Origin of the sequence: Photobacterium sp. BZF1, assembly GCF_014349205.1 — a bacterium.
Lineage (GTDB): Bacteria > Pseudomonadota > Gammaproteobacteria > Enterobacterales > Vibrionaceae > Photobacterium.
In genome coordinates this window covers 1-20,445 of the sequence record NZ_JACSOF010000084.1, presented here as the reverse complement: position 1 = coordinate 20,445, position 20,445 = coordinate 1, and the positions used below count along the sequence as shown (strand labels likewise).

21 protein-coding genes are annotated in these 20,445 nt (G+C 44.3%); 7 read left to right on the top strand and 14 right to left on the bottom strand.

The window, feature by feature from the left end:
• Positions 1 to 29: 29 nt before the first annotated feature.
• On the bottom strand, positions 30 to 1,139 hold the full coding sequence (locus tag BIZ37_RS18265) for a 1-acyl-sn-glycerol-3-phosphate acyltransferase (RefSeq protein ID WP_187462700.1): 1,110 nt from the start codon (positions 1,137 to 1,139) through the stop codon (positions 30 to 32).
• Positions 1,140 to 1,502: 363 nt separating this feature from the next.
• Between BIZ37_RS18265 and BIZ37_RS18260 the strand changes: the two genes are divergently transcribed.
• Complete coding sequence (locus BIZ37_RS18260) at positions 1,503 to 2,096, top strand: hypothetical protein (protein ID WP_255526809.1); 594 nt, start codon at positions 1,503 to 1,505, stop codon at positions 2,094 to 2,096.
• An 80-nt stretch (positions 2,097 to 2,176) separates the two neighbouring features.
• Here BIZ37_RS18260 and BIZ37_RS18255 read toward each other — a convergent pair whose 3' ends face one another.
• The 5 genes from BIZ37_RS18255 to BIZ37_RS18235 form a co-directional block, all read right to left on the bottom strand.
• Positions 2,177 to 3,079, bottom strand: coding sequence for a L,D-transpeptidase family protein (locus BIZ37_RS18255; RefSeq protein ID WP_370577391.1), 903 nt, complete (start codon positions 3,077 to 3,079; stop codon positions 2,177 to 2,179).
• A 232-nt stretch (positions 3,080 to 3,311) separates the two neighbouring features.
• Entirely contained in the window at positions 3,312 to 4,463 is a 1,152-nt protein-coding gene (locus BIZ37_RS18250) for a fatty acid desaturase (RefSeq protein WP_187462697.1), read from the bottom strand.
• Positions 4,464 to 4,588: 125 nt separating this feature from the next.
• Complete coding sequence (locus BIZ37_RS18245; protein WP_187462696.1) at positions 4,589 to 5,233, bottom strand: SDR family oxidoreductase; 645 nt, start codon at positions 5,231 to 5,233, stop codon at positions 4,589 to 4,591.
• Positions 5,234 to 5,358: 125 nt separating this feature from the next.
• Entirely contained in the window at positions 5,359 to 5,844 is a 486-nt protein-coding gene (locus tag BIZ37_RS18240) for an acyl-CoA thioesterase (RefSeq protein WP_107296625.1), read from the bottom strand.
• A gap of 180 nt (positions 5,845 to 6,024) precedes the next feature.
• A complete protein-coding gene (locus BIZ37_RS18235; protein WP_187462695.1) occupies positions 6,025 to 6,756 on the bottom strand; it encodes a hypothetical protein in 732 nt (243 codons plus the stop codon).
• Positions 6,757 to 6,969: 213 nt separating this feature from the next.
• Between BIZ37_RS18235 and BIZ37_RS18230 the strand changes: the two genes are divergently transcribed.
• From BIZ37_RS18230 to BIZ37_RS18220, 3 genes are all read left to right on the top strand, one after another.
• Entirely contained in the window at positions 6,970 to 7,818 is an 849-nt protein-coding gene (locus BIZ37_RS18230; protein WP_187462694.1) for a lipase, read from the top strand.
• A gap of 77 nt (positions 7,819 to 7,895) precedes the next feature.
• Positions 7,896 to 8,624 (top strand): nitroreductase family protein, encoded by a 729-nt coding sequence (locus tag BIZ37_RS18225; RefSeq protein WP_187462693.1) that lies wholly within the window; start codon positions 7,896 to 7,898, stop codon positions 8,622 to 8,624.
• A gap of 90 nt (positions 8,625 to 8,714) precedes the next feature.
• On the top strand, positions 8,715 to 9,215 hold the full coding sequence (locus BIZ37_RS18220; RefSeq protein WP_187462692.1) for a hypothetical protein: 501 nt from the start codon (positions 8,715 to 8,717) through the stop codon (positions 9,213 to 9,215).
• Between the two features lie 89 nt (positions 9,216 to 9,304).
• On the opposite strand, the gene BIZ37_RS18215 is transcribed toward BIZ37_RS18220, so the two are convergent.
• From BIZ37_RS18215 to BIZ37_RS18180, 8 genes are all read right to left on the bottom strand, one after another.
• Positions 9,305 to 10,114 (bottom strand): alpha/beta fold hydrolase, encoded by an 810-nt coding sequence (locus BIZ37_RS18215; protein ID WP_187462691.1) that lies wholly within the window; start codon positions 10,112 to 10,114, stop codon positions 9,305 to 9,307.
• Positions 10,115 to 10,156: 42 nt separating this feature from the next.
• Positions 10,157 to 11,512 carry an MATE family efflux transporter gene (locus tag BIZ37_RS18210; protein WP_255526808.1) on the bottom strand — a complete coding sequence of 452 codons (1,356 nt, stop codon included), beginning with the start codon at positions 11,510 to 11,512 and terminating at the stop codon, positions 10,157 to 10,159.
• Between the two features lie 109 nt (positions 11,513 to 11,621).
• Positions 11,622 to 12,200, bottom strand: a complete 579-nt coding sequence (locus tag BIZ37_RS18205; RefSeq protein ID WP_107296631.1) for a nucleoside triphosphate pyrophosphohydrolase family protein — start codon at positions 12,198 to 12,200, stop codon at positions 11,622 to 11,624.
• A 222-nt stretch (positions 12,201 to 12,422) separates the two neighbouring features.
• Complete coding sequence (locus tag BIZ37_RS18200; protein WP_187462690.1) at positions 12,423 to 12,779, bottom strand: YibL family ribosome-associated protein; 357 nt, start codon at positions 12,777 to 12,779, stop codon at positions 12,423 to 12,425.
• A gap of 474 nt (positions 12,780 to 13,253) precedes the next feature.
• Positions 13,254 to 14,039, bottom strand: coding sequence for an HAD-IIB family hydrolase (locus BIZ37_RS18195; protein ID WP_187462689.1), 786 nt, complete (start codon positions 14,037 to 14,039; stop codon positions 13,254 to 13,256).
• A gap of 58 nt (positions 14,040 to 14,097) precedes the next feature.
• Positions 14,098 to 15,381 (bottom strand): TRAP transporter large permease, encoded by a 1,284-nt coding sequence (locus tag BIZ37_RS18190; RefSeq protein WP_187462688.1) that lies wholly within the window; start codon positions 15,379 to 15,381, stop codon positions 14,098 to 14,100.
• 8 nt (positions 15,382 to 15,389) lie between these two features.
• Positions 15,390 to 15,854: a TRAP transporter small permease gene (locus BIZ37_RS18185; protein ID WP_107296635.1), complete on the bottom strand. Its 465-nt coding sequence runs from the start codon at positions 15,852 to 15,854 to the stop codon at positions 15,390 to 15,392.
• Positions 15,855 to 15,931: 77 nt separating this feature from the next.
• Complete coding sequence (locus BIZ37_RS18180) at positions 15,932 to 16,945, bottom strand: C4-dicarboxylate TRAP transporter substrate-binding protein (RefSeq protein WP_187462687.1); 1,014 nt, start codon at positions 16,943 to 16,945, stop codon at positions 15,932 to 15,934.
• Between the two features lie 287 nt (positions 16,946 to 17,232).
• On the opposite strand from BIZ37_RS18180, the gene BIZ37_RS18175 reads away from it, so the two are divergent.
• From BIZ37_RS18175 to BIZ37_RS18165, 3 genes are all read left to right on the top strand, one after another.
• Complete coding sequence (locus BIZ37_RS18175) at positions 17,233 to 17,937, top strand: glycerophosphoryl diester phosphodiesterase (protein WP_187462686.1); 705 nt, start codon at positions 17,233 to 17,235, stop codon at positions 17,935 to 17,937.
• A gap of 44 nt (positions 17,938 to 17,981) precedes the next feature.
• The gene (locus BIZ37_RS18170) at positions 17,982 to 18,746 is read left to right on the top strand and encodes a DeoR/GlpR family DNA-binding transcription regulator (RefSeq protein ID WP_187462685.1); all 765 of its coding nucleotides are present in this window, start codon (positions 17,982 to 17,984) and stop codon (positions 18,744 to 18,746) included.
• 231 nt (positions 18,747 to 18,977) lie between these two features.
• Entirely contained in the window at positions 18,978 to 20,270 is a 1,293-nt protein-coding gene (locus BIZ37_RS18165; protein ID WP_107296639.1) for a DEAD/DEAH box helicase, read from the top strand.
• Positions 20,271 to 20,445: the final 175 nt, after the last annotated feature.

The following is a 20,445-nucleotide window of genomic DNA, read 5'->3' as shown; positions in this document are numbered from 1 at the left end:
AAAGCAGCCAATTGGCTGCTTTTCATTTTTTACTGTAGCTTTTTCTGAGCGGGTATTGCGTACATCTGCTTCAAGATAGCGACTACGCCTTCAGGCAGGTCAACGAACTTTTCATTGAACCGGGCAACCTCTGCTTCATCCACAGAACTATCAGTCATACCAGCGGCAATGTAATTAGCTGGGAATAAATGATAGTTCGAGGTGATCTGTCGGTCTATTTCATCAGCCAAAGATTCCGGAGTTTCAAAGCCAGCGCCAATGACATCACCAAAGCTAACGTGAATACGTCGCTTCTGGCCAACGATGCCCTGGATGATGCTTTCAATATCTTCGAACTCACCTTTCTCGTAACTGCCTTCAGTCTCTTTCTGGTAAAGCTCTTTCGCTTTAGCTACATCACATGGATCGTTTTCATAGGAGATGGCAACCGGAACGATATTTAACTGCGACATGTAATCAGAAAAATCGATTTTCTGCTTACGGCCATCCATGTAAAACATTTTCAGGATAGCAGGATCTGTTTTGTCATTACCGTCTTTGGCTCGGCCTTCTTTCTGCGCAATCCAAATGGAGTTTCCAGTCTCTAAAGAATGAGAAATATAACTAGAAAGCAGGCCTAATGCTTTCATCATCTCACGAGGCCCTTTTGCCGAGCGTTTAACAATGAAACTCTTGTTAAGTCGCATTAACTCTGTCGCACAAGGCTTTTTCAGCAGGTTGTCACCAATTGCAATGCGAACTGTATCGAAGCCGTTATTGTAAAGGCACCAGTTCACCATAGCCGGATCCATCGCAATATCTCTATGGTTCGACACAAATAGATAGGATTTATTCGGATCTAGCTTGTCCAACCCACTAAAAGTGACACCGTCACAGGAATGGTCAATTGTCGCATGCATATATTTGGCAATTTGGCGCTGAACATCATCGACAGATTTAATATTTGACCACTTGTTTATAAGGAATCGCTTAATCAGAGGCGTCAGTAACCAACCGAACACACCTGATAATTGTGGGAAGCGGTAGTTAAGGATGGCATTTATGAATTCTTTATCGTTTACCAGACGCGTAATAGCCCCACTGACTTCTTCGTCATTGTAAGGGCGAATTTCTTTGTAAATATCGTTATTAGACTGCACTGTAATGCTTCATATGTTGAAAAAACTGCGATATTTTACGCAGATTTATTAGATTTACCCAATGACATACCCCAAACAACCTGATGGTTGGAGGTCTTACCAGATTAAAGTGTATCAATTTCAAGCACTTTAACCTTTCAATGCTGTAAAGTCTGCCTGTCTGATAGCATTTCTAGCCAAAAAACCATCATTTATCTGTTAAAATCAACCGATCAGTTGACGCTTACAATAAAAGCGAACAACATGTGTCAGCTAATTTGCTAGAGATTTACTATGAAACAGGCTATTGATTATTCACTGCATCAACACTCCTTTTTAGACGTCGGGTCTAGAAGAAAAAGTCATACTGCCTACATGCTTATCATGACTTCAGGATGCGCTTTCATCCGTCTAGGCAAGGCCGAGTATACTGTGACAGCCGGCAACGGTTTTTTTATCCCTTTTGACTGTCTTCATGCTGTTACTATCATGCCTGGTTCAACTTATAACAAAGTTGAATTTTCACAACGCCTGACGACGCCTATCTGTCGTGAAGCTGGGTTCTTTCGAATGACACCGCTGATTTCTGCGGTTTCAATAGAGCTTAATAAATGGCTTAAAATGGATAAAGAGGTATCACTAGAAGGAGAAAGCGGTAACCTCCTACGTGTTTTGGCCGATCAAGTCGCAAAGCTAAAAGTTAATAGTAAATCGACTAGCCCTTCTTTGAGTGGCCATCACCAACTGTGCCTGACTTCGCTGCTTAAAGGTGACAAGGTAACGGATAGCAAGGCAATTGAAGAGATCGCTAAGTACACAGGTTTCTCGGTAAAAGAGATCGAGTCTTGCCTACTCATGCGCGAAGCGCTCAAGCTATCTCGCTCTGGCCGTAAAATACCGCAAATTGCAGAGTCATTGAACACCACTCCAGAATTGCTTTCCTCTCTTGCAATCCCTGTTCTCGGTGAAGCGCTATAAGCCATCCACAAATAAGAAAGCCACCGTCAGGTGGCTTTCTTTTCAATTAAAACAGAATGGACACGGAGACTTTCAAAACCTTAGTTTAGTCGCTGTGGCACACCAGATTGCTTCAAAAGCGCTAGCTCAAGGTTCTGGTAAGCGTCATCACTTCCCGCCACTTCAGCTTTAAGGCTCTCAGGCGCTTTAACAGTCTTAAACTCACCCATCTGGTTCTCGTTTCGAGACAAAGGTTCATGTACTTCTACATACACACTGCCATCAGGCTCAACCGTGTGTTTGACAGGTTGGTTGATGATCTGAACCCGCGTTCCTCGCCCTACTTGGCTAAACAACCATTCAACATCCCAAGGGTTCATGCGTATACAGCCAGAGCTCACTCGCATACCAATACCAAAGTCTTTGTTGGTACCGTGGATCAAGTACTGACCGCTGCCATATGAAAGGCGCATCGCATATTCTCCCATTGGATTCTCCGGACCAGCCGGAACTACCGCAGGCAGTTCAATATTATGTTTCTCTCGGTACTCTTTGCGAATGTTCGCTGTTGGGGTCCAGGTCGGATCCTCAATCATCTGACTAATGCTGGTCGTCATCTTTGGTGTTTCACGACCAACACGGCCAATTCCAATCGGGAATACATACATTCTGTCGCTATCTTTAGGGAAATAGTACAAACGTAGCTCAGCAAGGTTTATCACTATCCCCTGTCGTTTCGCGTTCGGCAGCACAAGTTGCATCGGAACCGTCAACAAAGAGCCAGGTGTTGGCAAAAATGGATCAACCCCTGGATTTGCAGCCATCAACTGCAAAAGACCAATATTGTATTTATTGGCGATATCCAGCAGGCTGTCACCTCTAACGACTTGGTAGTACTCCATAACACCGACTAATTTACTATCGGCATCAGGTTTTTGATATTCAACTGCTTGAACAGAGCACGACATTACACCAGCGAGTACCATTAACAACAAGCGTCTCACACCAGTACCTCCATCTATACATCCCCTAATTATGGCAAATCTCATTCTGCTTAATTCTATGAATAACAGCCTTTGCAAAAATGAGACAATCTTTGACAATTCTACTGGTGACCTTACATCGCTACGTCAACAAAACGTCAATCATTTTATAAGAGCTTAACTTGTGACCAATCATTAAGTCAAAAAAAAAGGCGGGGAAATTCCCCGCCTTTTTCAAGCTATCTAACTATTTTTACACATATTGTGCCGTGAGTTGTTGCCAAGATTTTCGCTGTTCTTCGAGCATACGCTTCATTTCATTGTATTGCTGTAAAAACTCAAAACTCTCGTAGTGCTTGAGTAATTTCTTCTTCTTTAGCTCTATTAGACGTTTTTTAGCAGCATAGTAATCAGCAATTTTCTGCAGCAGCAATTCGTATTCCTCATCAAGCCGTGCCAATTTGACTTGGGTGTTTTGGCTTTCTGCAGTGCCCATCAACTTCTCTTGGATGCGTTTATGAAGCATTTTAGCTCTAGCTTTTTCAATCCGATCCTCAGGGCTTGTCCGTAGGTTCTTCGTTGCACCAAACCATGACAAAGCTTTAATCAACCATTTAGTTGGATCAAACTGCCACCAGCGAATACCGTTGCGGTAATCATTCTCAAAAATATGGTGGAAGTTATGATAGCCCTCACCGAATGTCAGCAGGGCCAGTAACCCATTATCACGAGCCGTGTTCTTTTCTGTATATGGCTGGGAGCCCCATACGTGGGCCAGAGAGTTAATAAAGAAGGTTGTGTGGTGACTTAATACCAAACGCACTACCCCCACCAGCAATAACGCCCCCCAGACATCACCATGGATCAAGCCAAACACTAGAGGGATGCCGAAGTTTGTGGCTAAAGCCAATGGCACGTAGTACTTGTGCTGCCACATAACAATTTTATCTTTCTGCAAGTCACGGCAATTGGTGTAATCACTGTATCGACTTGCTTGGTACTCTCTTAGCATCCAGCCGATATGGCTATAGAAGAAGCCCATCTTGGCGGAATATGGGTCTTTGTCGTTATTATCAACATAACGGTGGTGAACACGATGGTCAGAAGACCAATGCAAGATACTGTTTTGCAACGCAAACGCACCACCAATCGCAAAGATAAACCTAACAACGGCATTGGCTTCATACGTTTTGTGCGACCATAAGCGGTGGTAGCCCGCAGTTATAGACATCCCACAGAACGAGAAAGCAAAAAGCAGCATAAGCCATTGCGCAGCATCAAAGCCGACGAAATATGCATAAAGTGGGGTCGCTATAACAGCAATGAGGAATGTAACGGTGAATATTGCAACATTTAACCACAATACAGGAGGTTTGGTAGAGGTCATCCTTTTGATCCTATCCATTGAGCGTACAACTGTAAGCTAGAATAGCCTTCATTAACTTTTAGGTCAATTGGTTAAACATTTAGCAACAAAAAAAAGCCATCATTTCTGATGGCTTTCAAAGTTCAACTGCCCGAAGACTTTGCTTATCGCTTAAAGCGACTTGTGAATTCAGGATCGACGCAGGCATAAATTTGCCCGACCGTCTTTTCATCGTTCAAAACCTGATAAATAAGACGTGCCACTTCTGCTCGAGTGATCAAACCATGCACTTCGCAATCTTGTGACAGTTTACCTTGCTCAGTCACTTCCCCATCTTGCAAACCACCCGGACGAAGTATGGTGTAATCCAACTGGCTTGTTGATAACCAAGATTCTGCAAGGCTCTTCTCACGTACCGCTTTGCCAAACACAGCTTTAGCTTTGTCAGATAAATAAGCCCACGAATCACCACACCCTAATGAAGTGACCATGACAAACCGACGGATATTACGCTGTTCCAATTCATCGATGACTAAGCGGTGACCCAAATAGTCGACAGGTATCTCAGCCTGAAAGCTCCCCATTGTCGATATGGCTACTGCATTATCAGGTGCTGAGTCCAACAGGCTATTAATGCTCGCTTGATCAAGTGCATCACCCAAAATCACGTTAACCCCCATATCTTCAAGCGCTGCGGCACTTTCTGGTTTACGTACCATTGAATAGACTTCTACGCCCTGCTCTCGAAAATAGCGAGCAACTTCAAAACCAAGGCCACGGCTTGCACCAAACAAAACAACAGGATTCATTACAAACTTCCATCACATAAAATCAAACAGTAATGATTATAACTATCATTACTGTTTTGTCTTTATTTCCTGTCGATTCGTTGATCTATCCCAAATTTCATCACCCGGTTACGGTATGTCTTTGATCATTTTATATACTTCACATGCGCTTCCATTTCTTCGCCTATTTCCTTACGCATGTTCATCAACTTGATTGCCGACTCCCTGAGTACTTTATCTTCATCAGTTTGTGGTACCCATTCTGGAACATCGGTCGGCTGGCCTTGCTCATCCACAGCAACCATAATCACGATGCAATGAGTGGTGAGTTGATTGTTCAATTCTTTTGGATCACTCGCCTGTACATCTATCGCAATATGCATCGATGAACGCCCCGTATAAATGACCTTGGCAGTAACTTCTACCAGATTACCTACATGGATAGGCTTTACGAAACGAATGCCACCAGCGTAAGCCGTTATACAGTACTTACCACTCCAACCCGCCGAACACGCATAAGCGGCAAGGTCGATCCATTTCATTACGGCCCCACCGTGCACTTTACCACCAAAATTAACATCTCCTGGCTCGGCCAAAAAACGTAATGTGACTTCCCGTTGTCTCTTACTCATAGTTACTCCTTCCCCTTGCTGAAGGCGATATCAAGGGCTTCAATTCAATGCGCATTAACGTTACTAGTATTAACACAAAGACAACAAAAAACACATAGATAGTTCACGGATTGAGTATGGTTGATTTAAAAAGAAAAAAGCGCCCAGAGGCGCTTTATACTTATAGGTAAACGGAAATGATTATGAGCTTTGGCTAACGGCTTCCAATTGACTTTGTAATTTCGCAAGCTGTTGCTTCAATTCAGCATTTTGCTTATTCAGCGATTGATTATCTTGTTGGGCCGCGACCTTATCAGCCTCAAGCAAATTAACTTGCTCTTCAAGCTGTTTGTTGGTTTCCATAGCAGCTTCTAGATCGGCTTTTGCTTTGCGAGCATTACGCTGTGCCGTTTGTTTGGCTTTGGTGGCTTTAGTGACATCGTCATCACTTTTTGCCAAAGACTTGGCCATTTCTTCAATTTTGCCTTCTTGAACCGTTACCTGTGCCAGTAACTCAGCTTCTTTTGCCTTAGCCAGTTCTAACTCTTGAGCAAATTCTTCATTCGCGCTCGTTGGCAAACCCGCTAATGCGCTCCATTGGTCGGCCATATTCCTTGTCATTTGATCCATAAGATCAAAAGGGAAGCACAAGGATTGTTGTTGATCGTTTTTACTGGCAAATTGCTTATCCATTTCTTCAATCAATTTGAAGCTTTGCTGATAGCTCTGCTCAAGTAGTCGCCTAGTGCTATCTACGGTCATGGTTTCGAAAGCTTTGCCAGCTAACATCATCTGTTGAAAGTGTTTTACGAACGCCTCAGGTTGAGCCGCTTCGCTAAATTTCATAAAAGGGTGAGAGTTAACATCATAATCCATCATGTGTTCCTGCCATGTATCTACTAAATAGTTAAAAAAGCATGAAAATCCAGCCACCTATTCTTATATCAAATTGCAACGTCATTGGACAAATATTAAGCAAGGTATTTCATAAAATTTGATCTATATGCAATGATTTATTCATCTTACAAGGCTTGCATGACAGTTATTATTTCACACAGTGATCATTATCAAGCCATTAGCTTATTAGAAATGTCACATACTTAAGCTATATGTTTTAGTCATCTGTGCGGTGAGGAACAGCGTTGAATGAAACCTTTGAAGCGATACCAATATGAACGCTATGCCATTCTTTGTAACCTCGCCTACCCCACAACCTTTAACCACACCCTGTATGGATTCGATAAAAATGGTCGCCATGAAGTCACAGACCGTTGGGGGCGCACTATTATTCGTATTCTGTGGGGAGAGAGAAATGAAGTTGTCGTGGTCTTTAAAGGTTCGCAAAGCATCTGGGATTGGTTAATCAATCTGGCTTTCTTTCCCAAAAAAATCCGCTCCGGTGATCACGATTGCCATGTTCATTGGGGGTATTACTCTTTGCTTGAACAACATAGCAAAGCCAACACGATCAAGCCTAACCCTCACTTAAGTGACGCCATGAACGTCGAATTTATGCAGGCTAGCGAGAAAAACCACAAGCAAACTGCGCTTACGTTATATGATCAGATAGAGTCCGTTCTACTTCCCCTAATACAACAAGGTAAAAGAGTCACCTTCACCGGCCACTCATCAGGAGGAGCAATGGCGATTTTAGTCGCCCACCGGCTATATCAGCATCAGCCCGCCGCCATTAAACGGATCGTGACGTTTGGCCAGCCCGCGACAGGTTTCTGGAATTTCAAACAGCATTACCCACTTGCTAAACGCACCTACCGTATCTGCTGTGATTTGGACATTGTGACTTTTCTACCGCCTATTCCCTTTATGTTCTGGCATGTAGGCAAAGTCCTTTGGCTTCACAACGGTAAAATTTATGAAGATACGCCGACCATGGCGAGGCTATACCGCTCTATCGTGAGTTGGTTGCTGAGGCCTATCACCTACCATTACATGAATAAGTACATCCGAAACAAAGACTTCTTTGATAAGCACTAAGTTAATAGCGACATCAACTTTGGGGAGGTTGGCAAAACAGGTATAGTGAGCTCAAGCTTTTTACTTGATTAACCACTATGTCTGAATCAACTACTGTATTAACTGAAATCATCCACTCACGACGCTCAGTGCGCAAATATGACCAATCAGCCCCTTTTGATCACCAAGCTGTCACCCGTTCACTTGAATTGGCCATACTCTCTCCTAATAGTTCTAACATGCAATTATGGGAATTTCACCGTGTGGTTAGCGAAGATAAACGTGAACAACTTGCACGTCATTGCATGGGACAAAACGCCGCAAAAACAGCGAACGAACTGGTCGCTTTTGTTGTGACGCCACATAAGTGGAAAGGCCGAGCAGAAATGAATGCGGCTACAATTCGAGGCGCTTTCGAAGGCCGTGAAGATGCAACCGCCAAGCGTGCACTGAAATATTATGAAAAGTTAATCCCGTTCGTTTACAACAATGATCGCTTCGGGATCCTCGGTCTTGGCAGAAAGATCCTCAGTAACATTCTTGGTTTCAACAAGCCGATGGTGAGGGAAGTTAGCAAAGCGGATGTACGTGTCTGCCTGCACAAAAGCAGTTCACTCGCTGCAATGACATTCATGACTGCGATGCGAGCCGAAGGCTATGATACGTGTCCGATGGAAGGTTTTGACTCCAAGCGCGCCAAAGCCCTGCTGGGGCTACATAAGGACGCTGAAATCACTATGATCGTAAGTTGTGGTAAGCGTGCCGAAGATGGCATTTACAGCGAGAGACATCGTGTTGCCAACGATGAGGTTATAATCAGTCATTAATTGAGCAAATAAATCGCAAGCCATACCCAGAAGGTTTCTTTTGCGGTATGGTGTTGGCAATCAAAGCAAAAAGAACGGTCAGTAGTCCAGATGAAACAACTCATCGAACGAAAAAACCGGTGGATGGCAAGCCATATCACCGAAGCGGAGTTCCCAACCCCCCTCAGTGAAAAAGGACTTGCCTTATATCAAGCCGCCCAGAAATCATTAACTTTTGAGCCCCACCAAGCTCTTGATTCTGAAAGCTCAAACTCACTGACCATCTACCCAGTAGACTGCCATCCCCTCACTATTCGATACTCGCTTGTCCTTGCCAACCGCTGGCAAAATGAATCCGACAAAGAAGCCTTGATTGAATACCTTACCCAAATCATGTTTGAAGAAGACTCTCCTGCACAGCTATTTGTTGGATTCTTCAAAGGTAAGCCTGCAGCGTGTGGCATGTTGTTCCATGATACCGAGCACGGTACTTTAATCTGTGATGTCGCCGCTTTGCCTGTACCTAACCAATCAGCATTGATTAGTGAGATGCAACACTCCCTCGCAGCAAAAGCAGCAGGCCAACCACTTTATTGCGAGCAAATTGACTAATACTTTCCTGCCTGTAAGTTGTGCCTAATAAAGAGCCAGTCATTTCTATGACTGGCTCTTTAGTTTCCGCTATCCCTAACTAAATGGTATTAGCTAGCGTGTTGGGATAAGAAGGCACGCAGTTTGTCAGTGACAAATTCAGGCTGCTCTAGGTTACTAATATGACCCGCATTGGGGATCAGAACAAATTCACTGCCAGTGATCCCGTCGTGCATCAGTTGAGATTCTAGAACTGGGCGCATTGCATCTTTCGCACCGACCATAATCAAGGTTGGCAAGGCAAACATCTCTGCATCTTCGAACATATCTCGACGCCCAAAAATCATACGACCAGCCTTAGCCAACGCATGCGCTTTCTCTTTTGTTGATGCCAACAGGTTTTCACGGAATGTGTGACGAATTGGATCGCTACTGTCTACACCTGCAAACTGACGGTCATCAAAAAACTCAACGATATCAGAGGTAAGTGCCGAATGCGCTTCCATTTCAGCCATCTTGGCAAAATACTTGGTGTGAACAACTTCTGGCTCTAAGCCAACGAAGGTATCCATCAATACTAAACTCTTAACACGTGCTGGTGCATTAATCACAAGTTCAGTTGCCCACATTCCCCCGGAAGACAATCCAATCAGAGAAAAAGTATCAATATCCAAATGATCAAGAAGCGCCAACACATCATTGGCATAATCTTTTAATGTACAGGTTGATTCGGGTGCAACTGATGACTGGCCGTGCCCCCAAAAGTCTGGGACAATACAGCGATAGGACTGACTGAGAACTTCAACCTGTGGCGCCCACATGGTGCTATCCCACAAATAACTGTGTCCGAAGACAAGTACCGGGCCTTCACCGATATCCTGATAATGCATTGTTTGCGCATTAATAGTAAAAGTTTTCATACGTTCCATTCCAACTTTTTGTTTTCGTTATATTCTATTACGTTAATACGGGGTGCTGTTAGCAAACTTAGTTTCTACTGCACGCATACCCCGTTGATATGAACTCCAGGCCACGATACCTGCCAGCACATTACCGAGCATAGCGCCAATAAACAGACCTTTAATACCACCATATTCTGCACCAAGCCAAAGTAGCGGAAGGAAGCAAACAAACAGGCGTAGTGCCGATATCACCAAAGCTCGCATTGGCATGGTCAGCGCATTACAGATAGACACCATCAACATACAGATACCTAATGGACCAAGGCTCAGTGGTACCCAAGTTAAATGAATGGCAAGAATATCTCCAACGGCATCTTCACTGGTGAGCAAATCAGTCAGAGGGGTAAGCGCGATAAACAGAAGAACGGCTATTGCCAACTGCCATACCAAGACAAATTTCACCGATAGCGAAACCAGAGACTTAATCTTACCTATCTCCCCTTTACCCAACCAGCGGCCAACCATTGGCGGCATAGACATGGTCAGTGCAAGGATAATAACGATAGAGAAAAACTCCAGCCTTGAGCCTAACGCCCAAGCGGCAACGGTAGCCGCCCCAAAGCCTGCGACTAATTTGGTCGCCAGCATTGACGATAACGGCGGCAATAGTTGGCTAAGCATGGCTGGTGCCATGATATTCACCAACTCTTTCATCGAGGCGAAAATATCCAGGCCCTTCCACTCAAAGCTCAACCAGTGGCGTTGAATCACCTTGGGGTAAACCGCAATCATACCGACACCGAAGGCGACAACGGTTGCCCAAGCGGCACCGACGAGTCCCATATCGAAGGTGAAGATAAATAATGGGTCAAGAGCCATATTCAGTAAGCTAGTTACTACCATCATGATTCCCGGCAACATAGTATTCCCGTTGGCACGACACAAACTGTAAGCAAAGTACAACATCGCACCGCACCAGGAGCTTGCCAACCATGCCGGCCAATAACTATCAATCACGGGATAAACGTCCTGCGGTGCACTCAGCAACTGTAAAATACCTCCGCGTGCAAACCATATAAATAGGCAAATCAGCAAGACGCTGAGCGCTCCTGTAATAACAACCAACCCACCCAGTTGCTTTGCACGCTGGTATTCACCACTACCTAACACACGGGATATTAAAGAGGTAGTCGCAATGCCTAACCCCACTTGCAGACCGATGATCACCATCTGCATGGGTAACGTGAAACCTTGTGCAGCAAGCGGCAACACACCTAACTGACCAATAAATGCACTGTCAACCAATTGAAAGCTCATGAGCGAGAGGACGCCAAACAGCATTGGCCAAGTCATATCAAATAATTGACGACCAAGAGACGTTTCAGAAGAAGGCTGAGTTTCTGATTTTGAAGGCATAGTGTTTAAGTATCTTTATTCTTGATTATTAAAGTCTATATACAAAAAAGCTCGGCAGTAAGAATCCTTAGTTTCTCACCTAACCGAGCTTTATCGTTGCCGATTTAAGTTACGCTGTCACCAGCTTAACAAGATCAGCAGGACGGTAGTAGACTGACTTCAGTACTTTACCCTGGCGAACAAGCTTGCCACCAAGATCAACGTCTTTGGCACACTTAGCAATAATGAATTCACCTTTCTGGCTACCGACAATTTCTACACCTTGTTTTGCGTAGAAAGCTTTTGTTTCTTCAAATTCTGTTTCGTTACGGCATACTTTGCTCATATTGCTTGAATGAACTTCATCCCAACAAGAAACAAAATCAAAGCCTAAGCGCTTGGCAATCTGAAGAAGCAAGTCGATCAAATAGCTGATACCAACGTTTGATTCAACTTTGTCATCACCTAAATGAACCAAACGGCCCATAAGAACATACACAGAGTCAACAATTGCATCTGCTTGCTCTACTAGAGAGTCTGCCTCTGCAAGTTCGGTTAACTCTTCAACCGCCAGCGATGTGTGTAGTGCATCAGCCTGTTCGTTCAAACTGGAAGGCGACTCGATATCCAAGTCAAAAGTATTTCGAAATTCACGAATATCACGGTAAAGGTGATCGAACAGTGCTTGATCCAAAACAGACAGCTTCATGCAACTTTCCTTTAAGTCAAATTAATCCTTATAACCAACTGGATAGTAACGATAAACCTTGATTGCCTCTACCCTGATAGCATCCGGTTTATGGTTAAATTACAACACCCAGTGGGTTGTTAGGATTGGAGAAATTCAGAACAAGGGAACCCATGGCTCCCTCGCTATAGGCTTACCAGCTAAATCTGGTTTTAGCTGATAACCAGAACCTTGTGCAGCCGATTAAAACTCTTTAGGAGCATAACCTGTTACAACAGTGATACCCATTTCACGGCCAAGTGCAGTCATTGGGTGAACAACAACCAAACCTTTTACTGATTTCTTAAGCTTACCCATGTCAGATTGCTCAGCTTTAGTCAGTGGGCGGTTGAAAGGCAAAGACTTCACATCAGACCCTTTTTTGTTAAGTTGACGCTTGGTCTGGTGCTTAACTTTATTAATTTTTTTGGTAATGGTCTCGATTTCTTGTGTCGCCTGACCAGCAATCGCCTGATCACCACGCTCTTGTGCCCCAGCCAACTTACGACGAAGTTTATCTAAACGGTTATTTAGACTCTGAAGCTCTTTATTTAAATTCATGTAGTTACCTTATCTTTCTTCGCAATACCCTTTCACCAAATGCTTGGGTAAATTGCTTGACAGCTGATTATATAACAAGCGTCACACTTTGGGCGAAGAATCTGACAAAAAATGTCTTCAATCTTTGACTATTCAAAGATTTCCTCCTTGCAGTTGCCTTTAAGTGTCGCATCTATGAGACACGATACATTGCGTCGCTAGCGGCTTTTTGCTCTTATATTCACAGCGTCAATAAATTGAACAATAAGCCAATAAAACGACTGTAGAGGTTAGCATAAGGATATGTGTAAAGATTGTGGGGTGCATATAGCAAGTACCCGAATAAAACGGAGTTTTATCGAGCGTCACATCACGCACAAAAGCAAATATAAATACTACTGCCCGAATTGCAAACGGACAGTTTTTGTTTCGATTGGTGGTACGCCCGAAACACAGAAGCAATAAAAAAACAGGCCATTATTGGCCTGTTTTTTATCACTTCACGCTAAGTAGCTTTTCAGTAAACTCTGCGAAACCAAAGCCTCCCGGCTTTGACATTACGACTTGTGGTTTATGCTGTAATTGATCCCAGTAGTGCATGATATTTGCCACACCTACACTCTTTGGGAGCAATTCAAACATGAACTGATCATTCATAGAATCACCCACATAACAGGCCGTCTGCTTGATTTGTTGATCCGTCAAACCTTTTTCCTTTAAGAAGGCCGTCGCTGTGTCTTTCTTGGAATGGTCACCATACCAAGCATTAATATGGATAGAACTCGCTGTCGCACTAGCACCCAAGGCATGTATGCGTGCAACAATTTGATTTACCGTTTCACTGTCAACCTTAGGGCGGTTTTGGCCAATATCAATTGCCACTTCGCAAATCCGATAGGCTTGGTCCAGAGTCAAATTCAGATCAGGATAATCAGCTAGGATTGCTTCTATCTCTACTTTAAGGCGCTGCTGCGTGTTGCGAATATCTTCAATGGGTACATCGGAGCGCATCGTCAAAAAGCCGTCTTTCTTTTCCATGATCACGGCGCCATTTTCAGCCAGTACCGCATCAACTGGCCACAGTTGGGCAATGTGATCGCCCCAACCCGCACATGCACCGGTCACCGCAACGACTTTCTTTCCAGCTGTACGCAGCTTTTGAAGTGAAATTAATGTCTCTGGCGGCAGTTGCCCTTGCCAAGTTAGGGTGTCGTCAACATCCGTCAACACCCATTCAATGTCTTTCCAATTTGGTGATAGGTCCGTTACTTGCGAATTCATAATTACCTCAAATCTTTCTTGGTGGCTCCCTTGGTGCTGATTAACCAAGGGAACCGTGTTACAGCATATTCGGCAAGAACATCACCAAACTTTCTGAAAATGTTAGTAGCATCAATACACTAAATAAAGCCAATAGCAGCGGGAGTACTTCTTTAACAAAATCCACCATCTTGACTTTAAGGATGGAACACACGGTAAACATCATCGAGCCAAACGGTGGGGTTACTCCGCCTATCATAATATTGACGATGATAATGATGCCGAAGTGCACTGGATTGACACCTAAGTTCAATACTGCCGGTAGCAATAAAGGCGTTAGGATAATCATCGCTGCGCCACCTTCAATAAACATCCCCACGACTAGCAGCAACATATTGATTAATAGCAACAAGACATACTTATTGTCTGTCAGCTCAATCAACGCAGAGGCTACATTGTGCGGGATCTGCTCCAACGTCATGTAATAACCAAAGACCATTGCACCAATGATGATAAACATGACACTGCTGGTACCCTGAATAGTCTCACGCAAAATCATCGGGAAGTGGCGAAATTCCAGCTGGCGGTATATAAAAATCCCGATGATGGTACAGAGCAATACAGCAATTGCCCCAGCTTCAGTCGGTGTAAACAGGCCAAAGCGCATCCCAAGGATGATGCCAAACGGGATCAACAAGGCCGGGATAGCTTTCAAGAAATACTGCCAACGCTCTTTCGCAGAAGCTGCTTCACTACGAGATGGCTTGTAGTTACGCTTTCTCGCAATAAAGGCGATGGTTATCATCAATGAAATTGCCATCAAAAATGCAGGAACATAGCCTGCGATGAACATTTGGTGTACTGATACATTTGCCAGCAAAGCAAAGATGATCAGGTTGATACCCGGCGGTATGACGGGACTGATACTGGATGATGCCGCAGTGACAGCTGCAGTAAACGGCAGACCATAGCCACGTTTTGTCATTTCAGGGGCCAAAATTTTTGATTGCATCGCTGCGTCTGCATTGGCAGAACCTGAAATCCCGCCCATCAGAGTACTGAGCAAAACGTTAACCTGAGCAAGGCCACCGGTTCGGTGCCCTATCATCGCATCTGCAAATGCAAGTAAGCTTCGACTTATCCCGGCATAGTTCATCACAGAGCCCACCATGATGAAAAATGGGATCGCCAGCAAAGGAAAAGATTCAGCAGAACTAATAAACCGCTGCATCACCAAAGTGACAGGAATAGAGCTGTTCAAAAACAAAAAATACACCATCGCCGAAGCAATCAGCGAAAAGGCAATGGGGATGTTCAAAAGAAATAGAACAAACAGAATTACAATAGGTAGATAGCTTTCCACAACAAGACCTATTTTTTACCGCGTTTTAGCGTGTTGAGATCATCGATAATGAATTTCACCGTATGGAGCGCCATCAGCACGAAGCTGACAAACAACACACCATTTATGGTGAAGTAAGACATTCCCATCACCGGAGTGACTTTATTAGACAACATCGTGTACTGGTAGCTCAGTACTGCCATCAAGATATTAAGAGCCAGCAAGAAAAGTGATACCAGCAGATGAAAAGGACGTTTTGCTTTTTTCGGTAGCATAGCCACAACGACATCGACGCCCATATGTAGCTTATGCTTGTAACATGAGCTGATGCCCAGATAGACCGCCCAGATAAAACACACGACAGAAAGCTCTTCGCTCCACGGCACGACAAACCCGAAGCCGTAACGTAAAACCACATTCACAATGACCATCAGCACAGTAATGCTGATAGCAATAGAAGCCAAAATCTCTTCTAGGTTACGTATTAAAAACACTTTGTTCTCCTAAGCAGATAACGAAACGCCGGTGCTCCCTACTTCACCGGCGATTCATAGCGTAGCGACGCGACTGCTTATTCTTCGTTAGCTCGGATAGTCGCCAGCTCGTTCATGATCGTGGCGTGTACACCTTCGCTCCAGGTTGGGAACTGGTTGTATACCTCAGCTGTCAGCTTGTTGAACTCTTCAGAGTTAACTTCATTGAAAGTCACACCCAGGGCTTCAAGCTTCTCGGTGTATTCTTGATCCAGCTTGATAAGTTCAGCTGTATTTGATTCTGCACCCGCTTCTAGCTCTTCCATAATGATCTGCTGCTGCTCAGGGCTGAACTTGTCCCATACAGATGGCGAGATATAAATACCAACGGTACCAAGGAAGTGCTTGGTCAAAGACATGTTCTTCGCCACTTCATAGATCTTGGTTGAGTACATTGTCAGGATAGAACCTTCTAGACCATCAACAACACCTTGCTGGACACCGGCATAGGTCTCTGGGAAAGGCAATGCTGCAGGGGCTGCACCCATTGACTGCAGTGTACTGATGAATAGTTGGCTTTGAGGAACACGGATACGCATTCCTCTCATGTCTTCTGAGTTAACAATCTCTTTGTTACTGATCATGTGGCGGAAGCCAAACATGTAATCCGCGTTCAGTACTTTGATACCCTTCGCTTCTGCCTGTGCAGACAAACCTGCCACATAGTCAGTTTTCATCATTGCTAGGTATTCATCGTAAGTGTTGTAAAGCATTGGGCCTGCTAAAGCGGCAAAATCTGGCACGTAATCGCCTAGGTAGCTCAAATCCTCTACCGCTATCCAGTTAGCACCATTCACAACTTGCTCTAGGTTATCTTTATAAACAGGAAGCTGACCACCTGGGAAAACTTTAATGTTTACCGAGCCGTCCGTACGCTCACGGATAGCATCAGTTGCTTTGATCAATTCCTGCGTCAGCAGCTCATTTTGGGTAAACACCAAGCTCATGTTCAGATCAATCGGAGCTGCTGTATCAGCAGTTTGGTTATCAGCTTCACCACAGCCAACCAGCAGAGCGGTAGCGGTCAAAACAGTTCCTAGTAGCTTTTTCATATCCTTTAGCCTTCAATATATTTATTCGGATGAAAAACGATTTACGGCAGCGAGTATGAAATGAGAATATTACATTCATATGAACATTGATAAAACCAATTTGAACATTCATATGAAAATGCTTGTCAGGCCATAAATCCAACACGTTAAGTAAATATCATTAGTCTCTTTTTCAATTGTTGAACGCACTTCGAGTGTCATAATACGGTAACATTAGCCGAATACTGTTATGCTGATTTTCAAATGAACATTAATAATCATCCATCAACATTCATCATAGGTATATCATGATCACTGGTCATCGCGGTGCCGCAGCCCTAGCTCCCGAAAACACCCTAATTAGCATCCAGAAAGCAGCCGACGCCGGCGTTAGTTGGGTAGAAATCGACACTCAGTTAAGTGCAGACGGGATTCCTGTTGTTTTCCATGATGAAACCGTTAACCGTTGCACCAATGGCAAAGGTAAAATTGCTGACTTAACTCTAGCGCAATTGAAATCTCTCGATGCGGGAAGTTGGTTTGGTGAAGCATTCACTGGCGAAAAAATACCAACACTGAGTGAAGCATTAGATACATGCTTGGCACTTGATTTGACGCTTAACCTTGAGTTGAAAATCCATCACGAAGAACATACCGCACCGCTAATCGATGCCGTCGTTGCGTTGATAAAAGAAAAGAATTACCCAATTGATAAACTCCTTTTCTCAAGCTTTCAGAAACCGGCTTTAGAACTCTGCCAGCAACAAATGCCTGAAGTGCGCCGTGGTTTTATTTGTGAAGTATGGAATGACTACAGCTTGACCTCTATTGCAACAAGCCAGCCTTACAGCGTTCATATTGATCACCGCATTTTGACGCCAACCATTGCCAAAAACATTAAAGATGCCGGTTATGTTTTAAAAATCTGGACCTTGAACAACGCCGAGAAAGCACAGCATTTCTATGATCTAGGTGTAGACAGCATCATCACTGATAAGCCAGATACCTTTTAACTTGTGCGATATGTTGGCTAACTAACTGATTGGTAAATATAAAAGTGGAATTAAATCACCGCCAAAAACAGATACTCGCGACGATTCGGGCAGAAAGCGAAGTGCAAATTGATTATCTCGCTGAGAAGTTTTCTGTTACGACACAAACCATCAGGCGGGATGTCAATCATCTTTGCGAGCAGGGACTTGCGCGCCGAGTCCATGGTGGAGTCAGTTTGCCCGCATCGATGACCAATACAAGTTATCGTTACCGCTCAGAAGTAGAGTCAAAGGCGAAGGGAGACCTGACAGCAAAGATTGCTGCTGCCATACCCGATGGCTCTACGATCATGATTGGCATTGGTACCACCCTTGCCCATCTAGCCCAACACCTGCTACCTAAGAAGTCATTGCGGGTTATCACCAACAACCTTCAAGTCGTCCAGATTCTAGAAGCCAACGAGAACATCGAAATTTACCTGGCAGGTGGTCAGTTCCGGCGTGAACATCAGGATATTATGGGTAGTAGCGCGGTTGATTTTTTCAATGGCTTTGAGGCAGATATCGGTATTTGTGGATGCGCCGCAGTAACTGACAGCCACTTCGTCATGGAGCATGAAAATATTGAAGCGGATATTACCAAAGCAATAATCAAGAACAGCCGTAAACAGTGGTTGGTGGCAGATGCCAGCAAATGGGGCCGGTTTGCGGCTATGAAAGTCTCTCCGCTGAAGCAGTTTGATCAAATTTTCACTAATAACAGTCATCTACCGGCTGAGTATCCAGTGACAATGTCACTACCATTTGAAACTATGTCTGAAGGTGAGTAATTCACCTTCTCAGCTCAAAGAGTAGATTGCCCTTAGCGGTAACAAAACGACATGTTGGGCTGTATAACCCTTTATCAGCCCTAATAATCAGGCACTAGCTTCGCTAAACTCACACCAACTGCCGAAATTAACATCATTTTTTCCAAATTAGTCCCCACATATGTCTAATATTCATCTATAATCTTCGGCCATATTTTTGTCAGGCTCAGCCGTCTGCTTTAGGAATAAAGAATGTCATTTGCATCACAAAACTTTTCTCAGGAAATTGTTCGCGCACTTACCGAGTGCGGCTATGAGAAATTAACTCCAATCCAACAACAAGCGATCCCACACGCTCGTCGCGGAAACGATATTCTTGCCAATGCCCAAACAGGTACCGGTAAAACAGCCGCTTTCTCTCTGCCGATCATCCAGCAAATCTTGGACAACCCTAAGCCTCGAAGCCGTTTCAATGTGCGGGCGCTTATTTTGGCACCTACCCGTGAGCTAGTCGCACAAATTGCCAAGAATATTGAGGATTACACCAAGTACACTGATATTTCAGTAGCCGCTGTTTACGGTGGTACTAAGATGGGCTCTCAAGAGAAAAAACTTGAGCCTGGTTTGGATATTCTGGTTGCGACCCCAGGCCGCCTGCTTGAGCACATGGAACTAAGCAATGTGTCACTTGCTAACCTTGAGTTCCTGGTATTCGATGAAGCAGACCGTATGCTGGATATGGGTTTCATCTCTGACATCCGCATGATCATGGGTGATATTCGCAACCATCCTCAAACAATGTTGTTCTCTGCGACTTTCTCTGCACAGATGAACAAACTGGCAAACGAAATTACCCGTAAGCCAAAGCGTATTTCAGTTAGCCCAGAAAATGCTACCGCCGACACGGTTGCCCACGTTGTTTACCCAGTAGACCAAGAACGCAAGCGTGAGCTATTGTCTGAGCTTATCGGTAAGAAAAACTGGCAACAGGTTCTGGTCTTCGTTAACTACAAAGAAACAGCCAACGAACTCGTTAAAGAGCTAAAGCTTGATGGCATCAAAGCTGTGCTTTGCCACGGCGATAAAGCGCAAAGTGCACGCCGCCGTGCCCTAGATGAATTCAAAGAAGGCAAAGCACGTGTGATGGTTGCAACTGAAGTTGCTGCTCGTGGTTTGGATATCCAAGGCTTACCGCATGTGGTTAACTTTGACATGCCTTTCTTGGCTGAAGACTATGTACACCGTATTGGCCGTACAGGTCGTGCAGGCCTACAAGGTCATGCTGTCTCTTTTGTTAGCCGTGATGAAGAGCTAACGCTTCAGCAGGTTGAAAACCTAATCAAACAGCGCATTCGCCGTATTCAACTTGCGGGTTATGAACCTAAGAGCCGTGATGCACTACTGAATAAAATTCACAATAAAGCGGCGTTCCGTGACCGCCAAGGCCGTACAAACAACCCTGCGGATCAGTCTGATGCAGAACGTCGTGCTCGCCTGCGCCGTGCGGTATTGAATAAATCAAAAGTGACAAAACTGAAGAAATAATTGAGTTTCAATTAATTAAAAGAAAGGGTTAGCCATTGGCTAACCCTTTTTTGTTTACTTCTCTGTTTACATTACGGCAATCGGTGTTTTAATTCTGCGCTAAATAGGCTTTGAACTCTTCACCGGGTACAGAACTTTTTGTTGAAACGGCAATTGATGCCCACTGTGTTCCAAC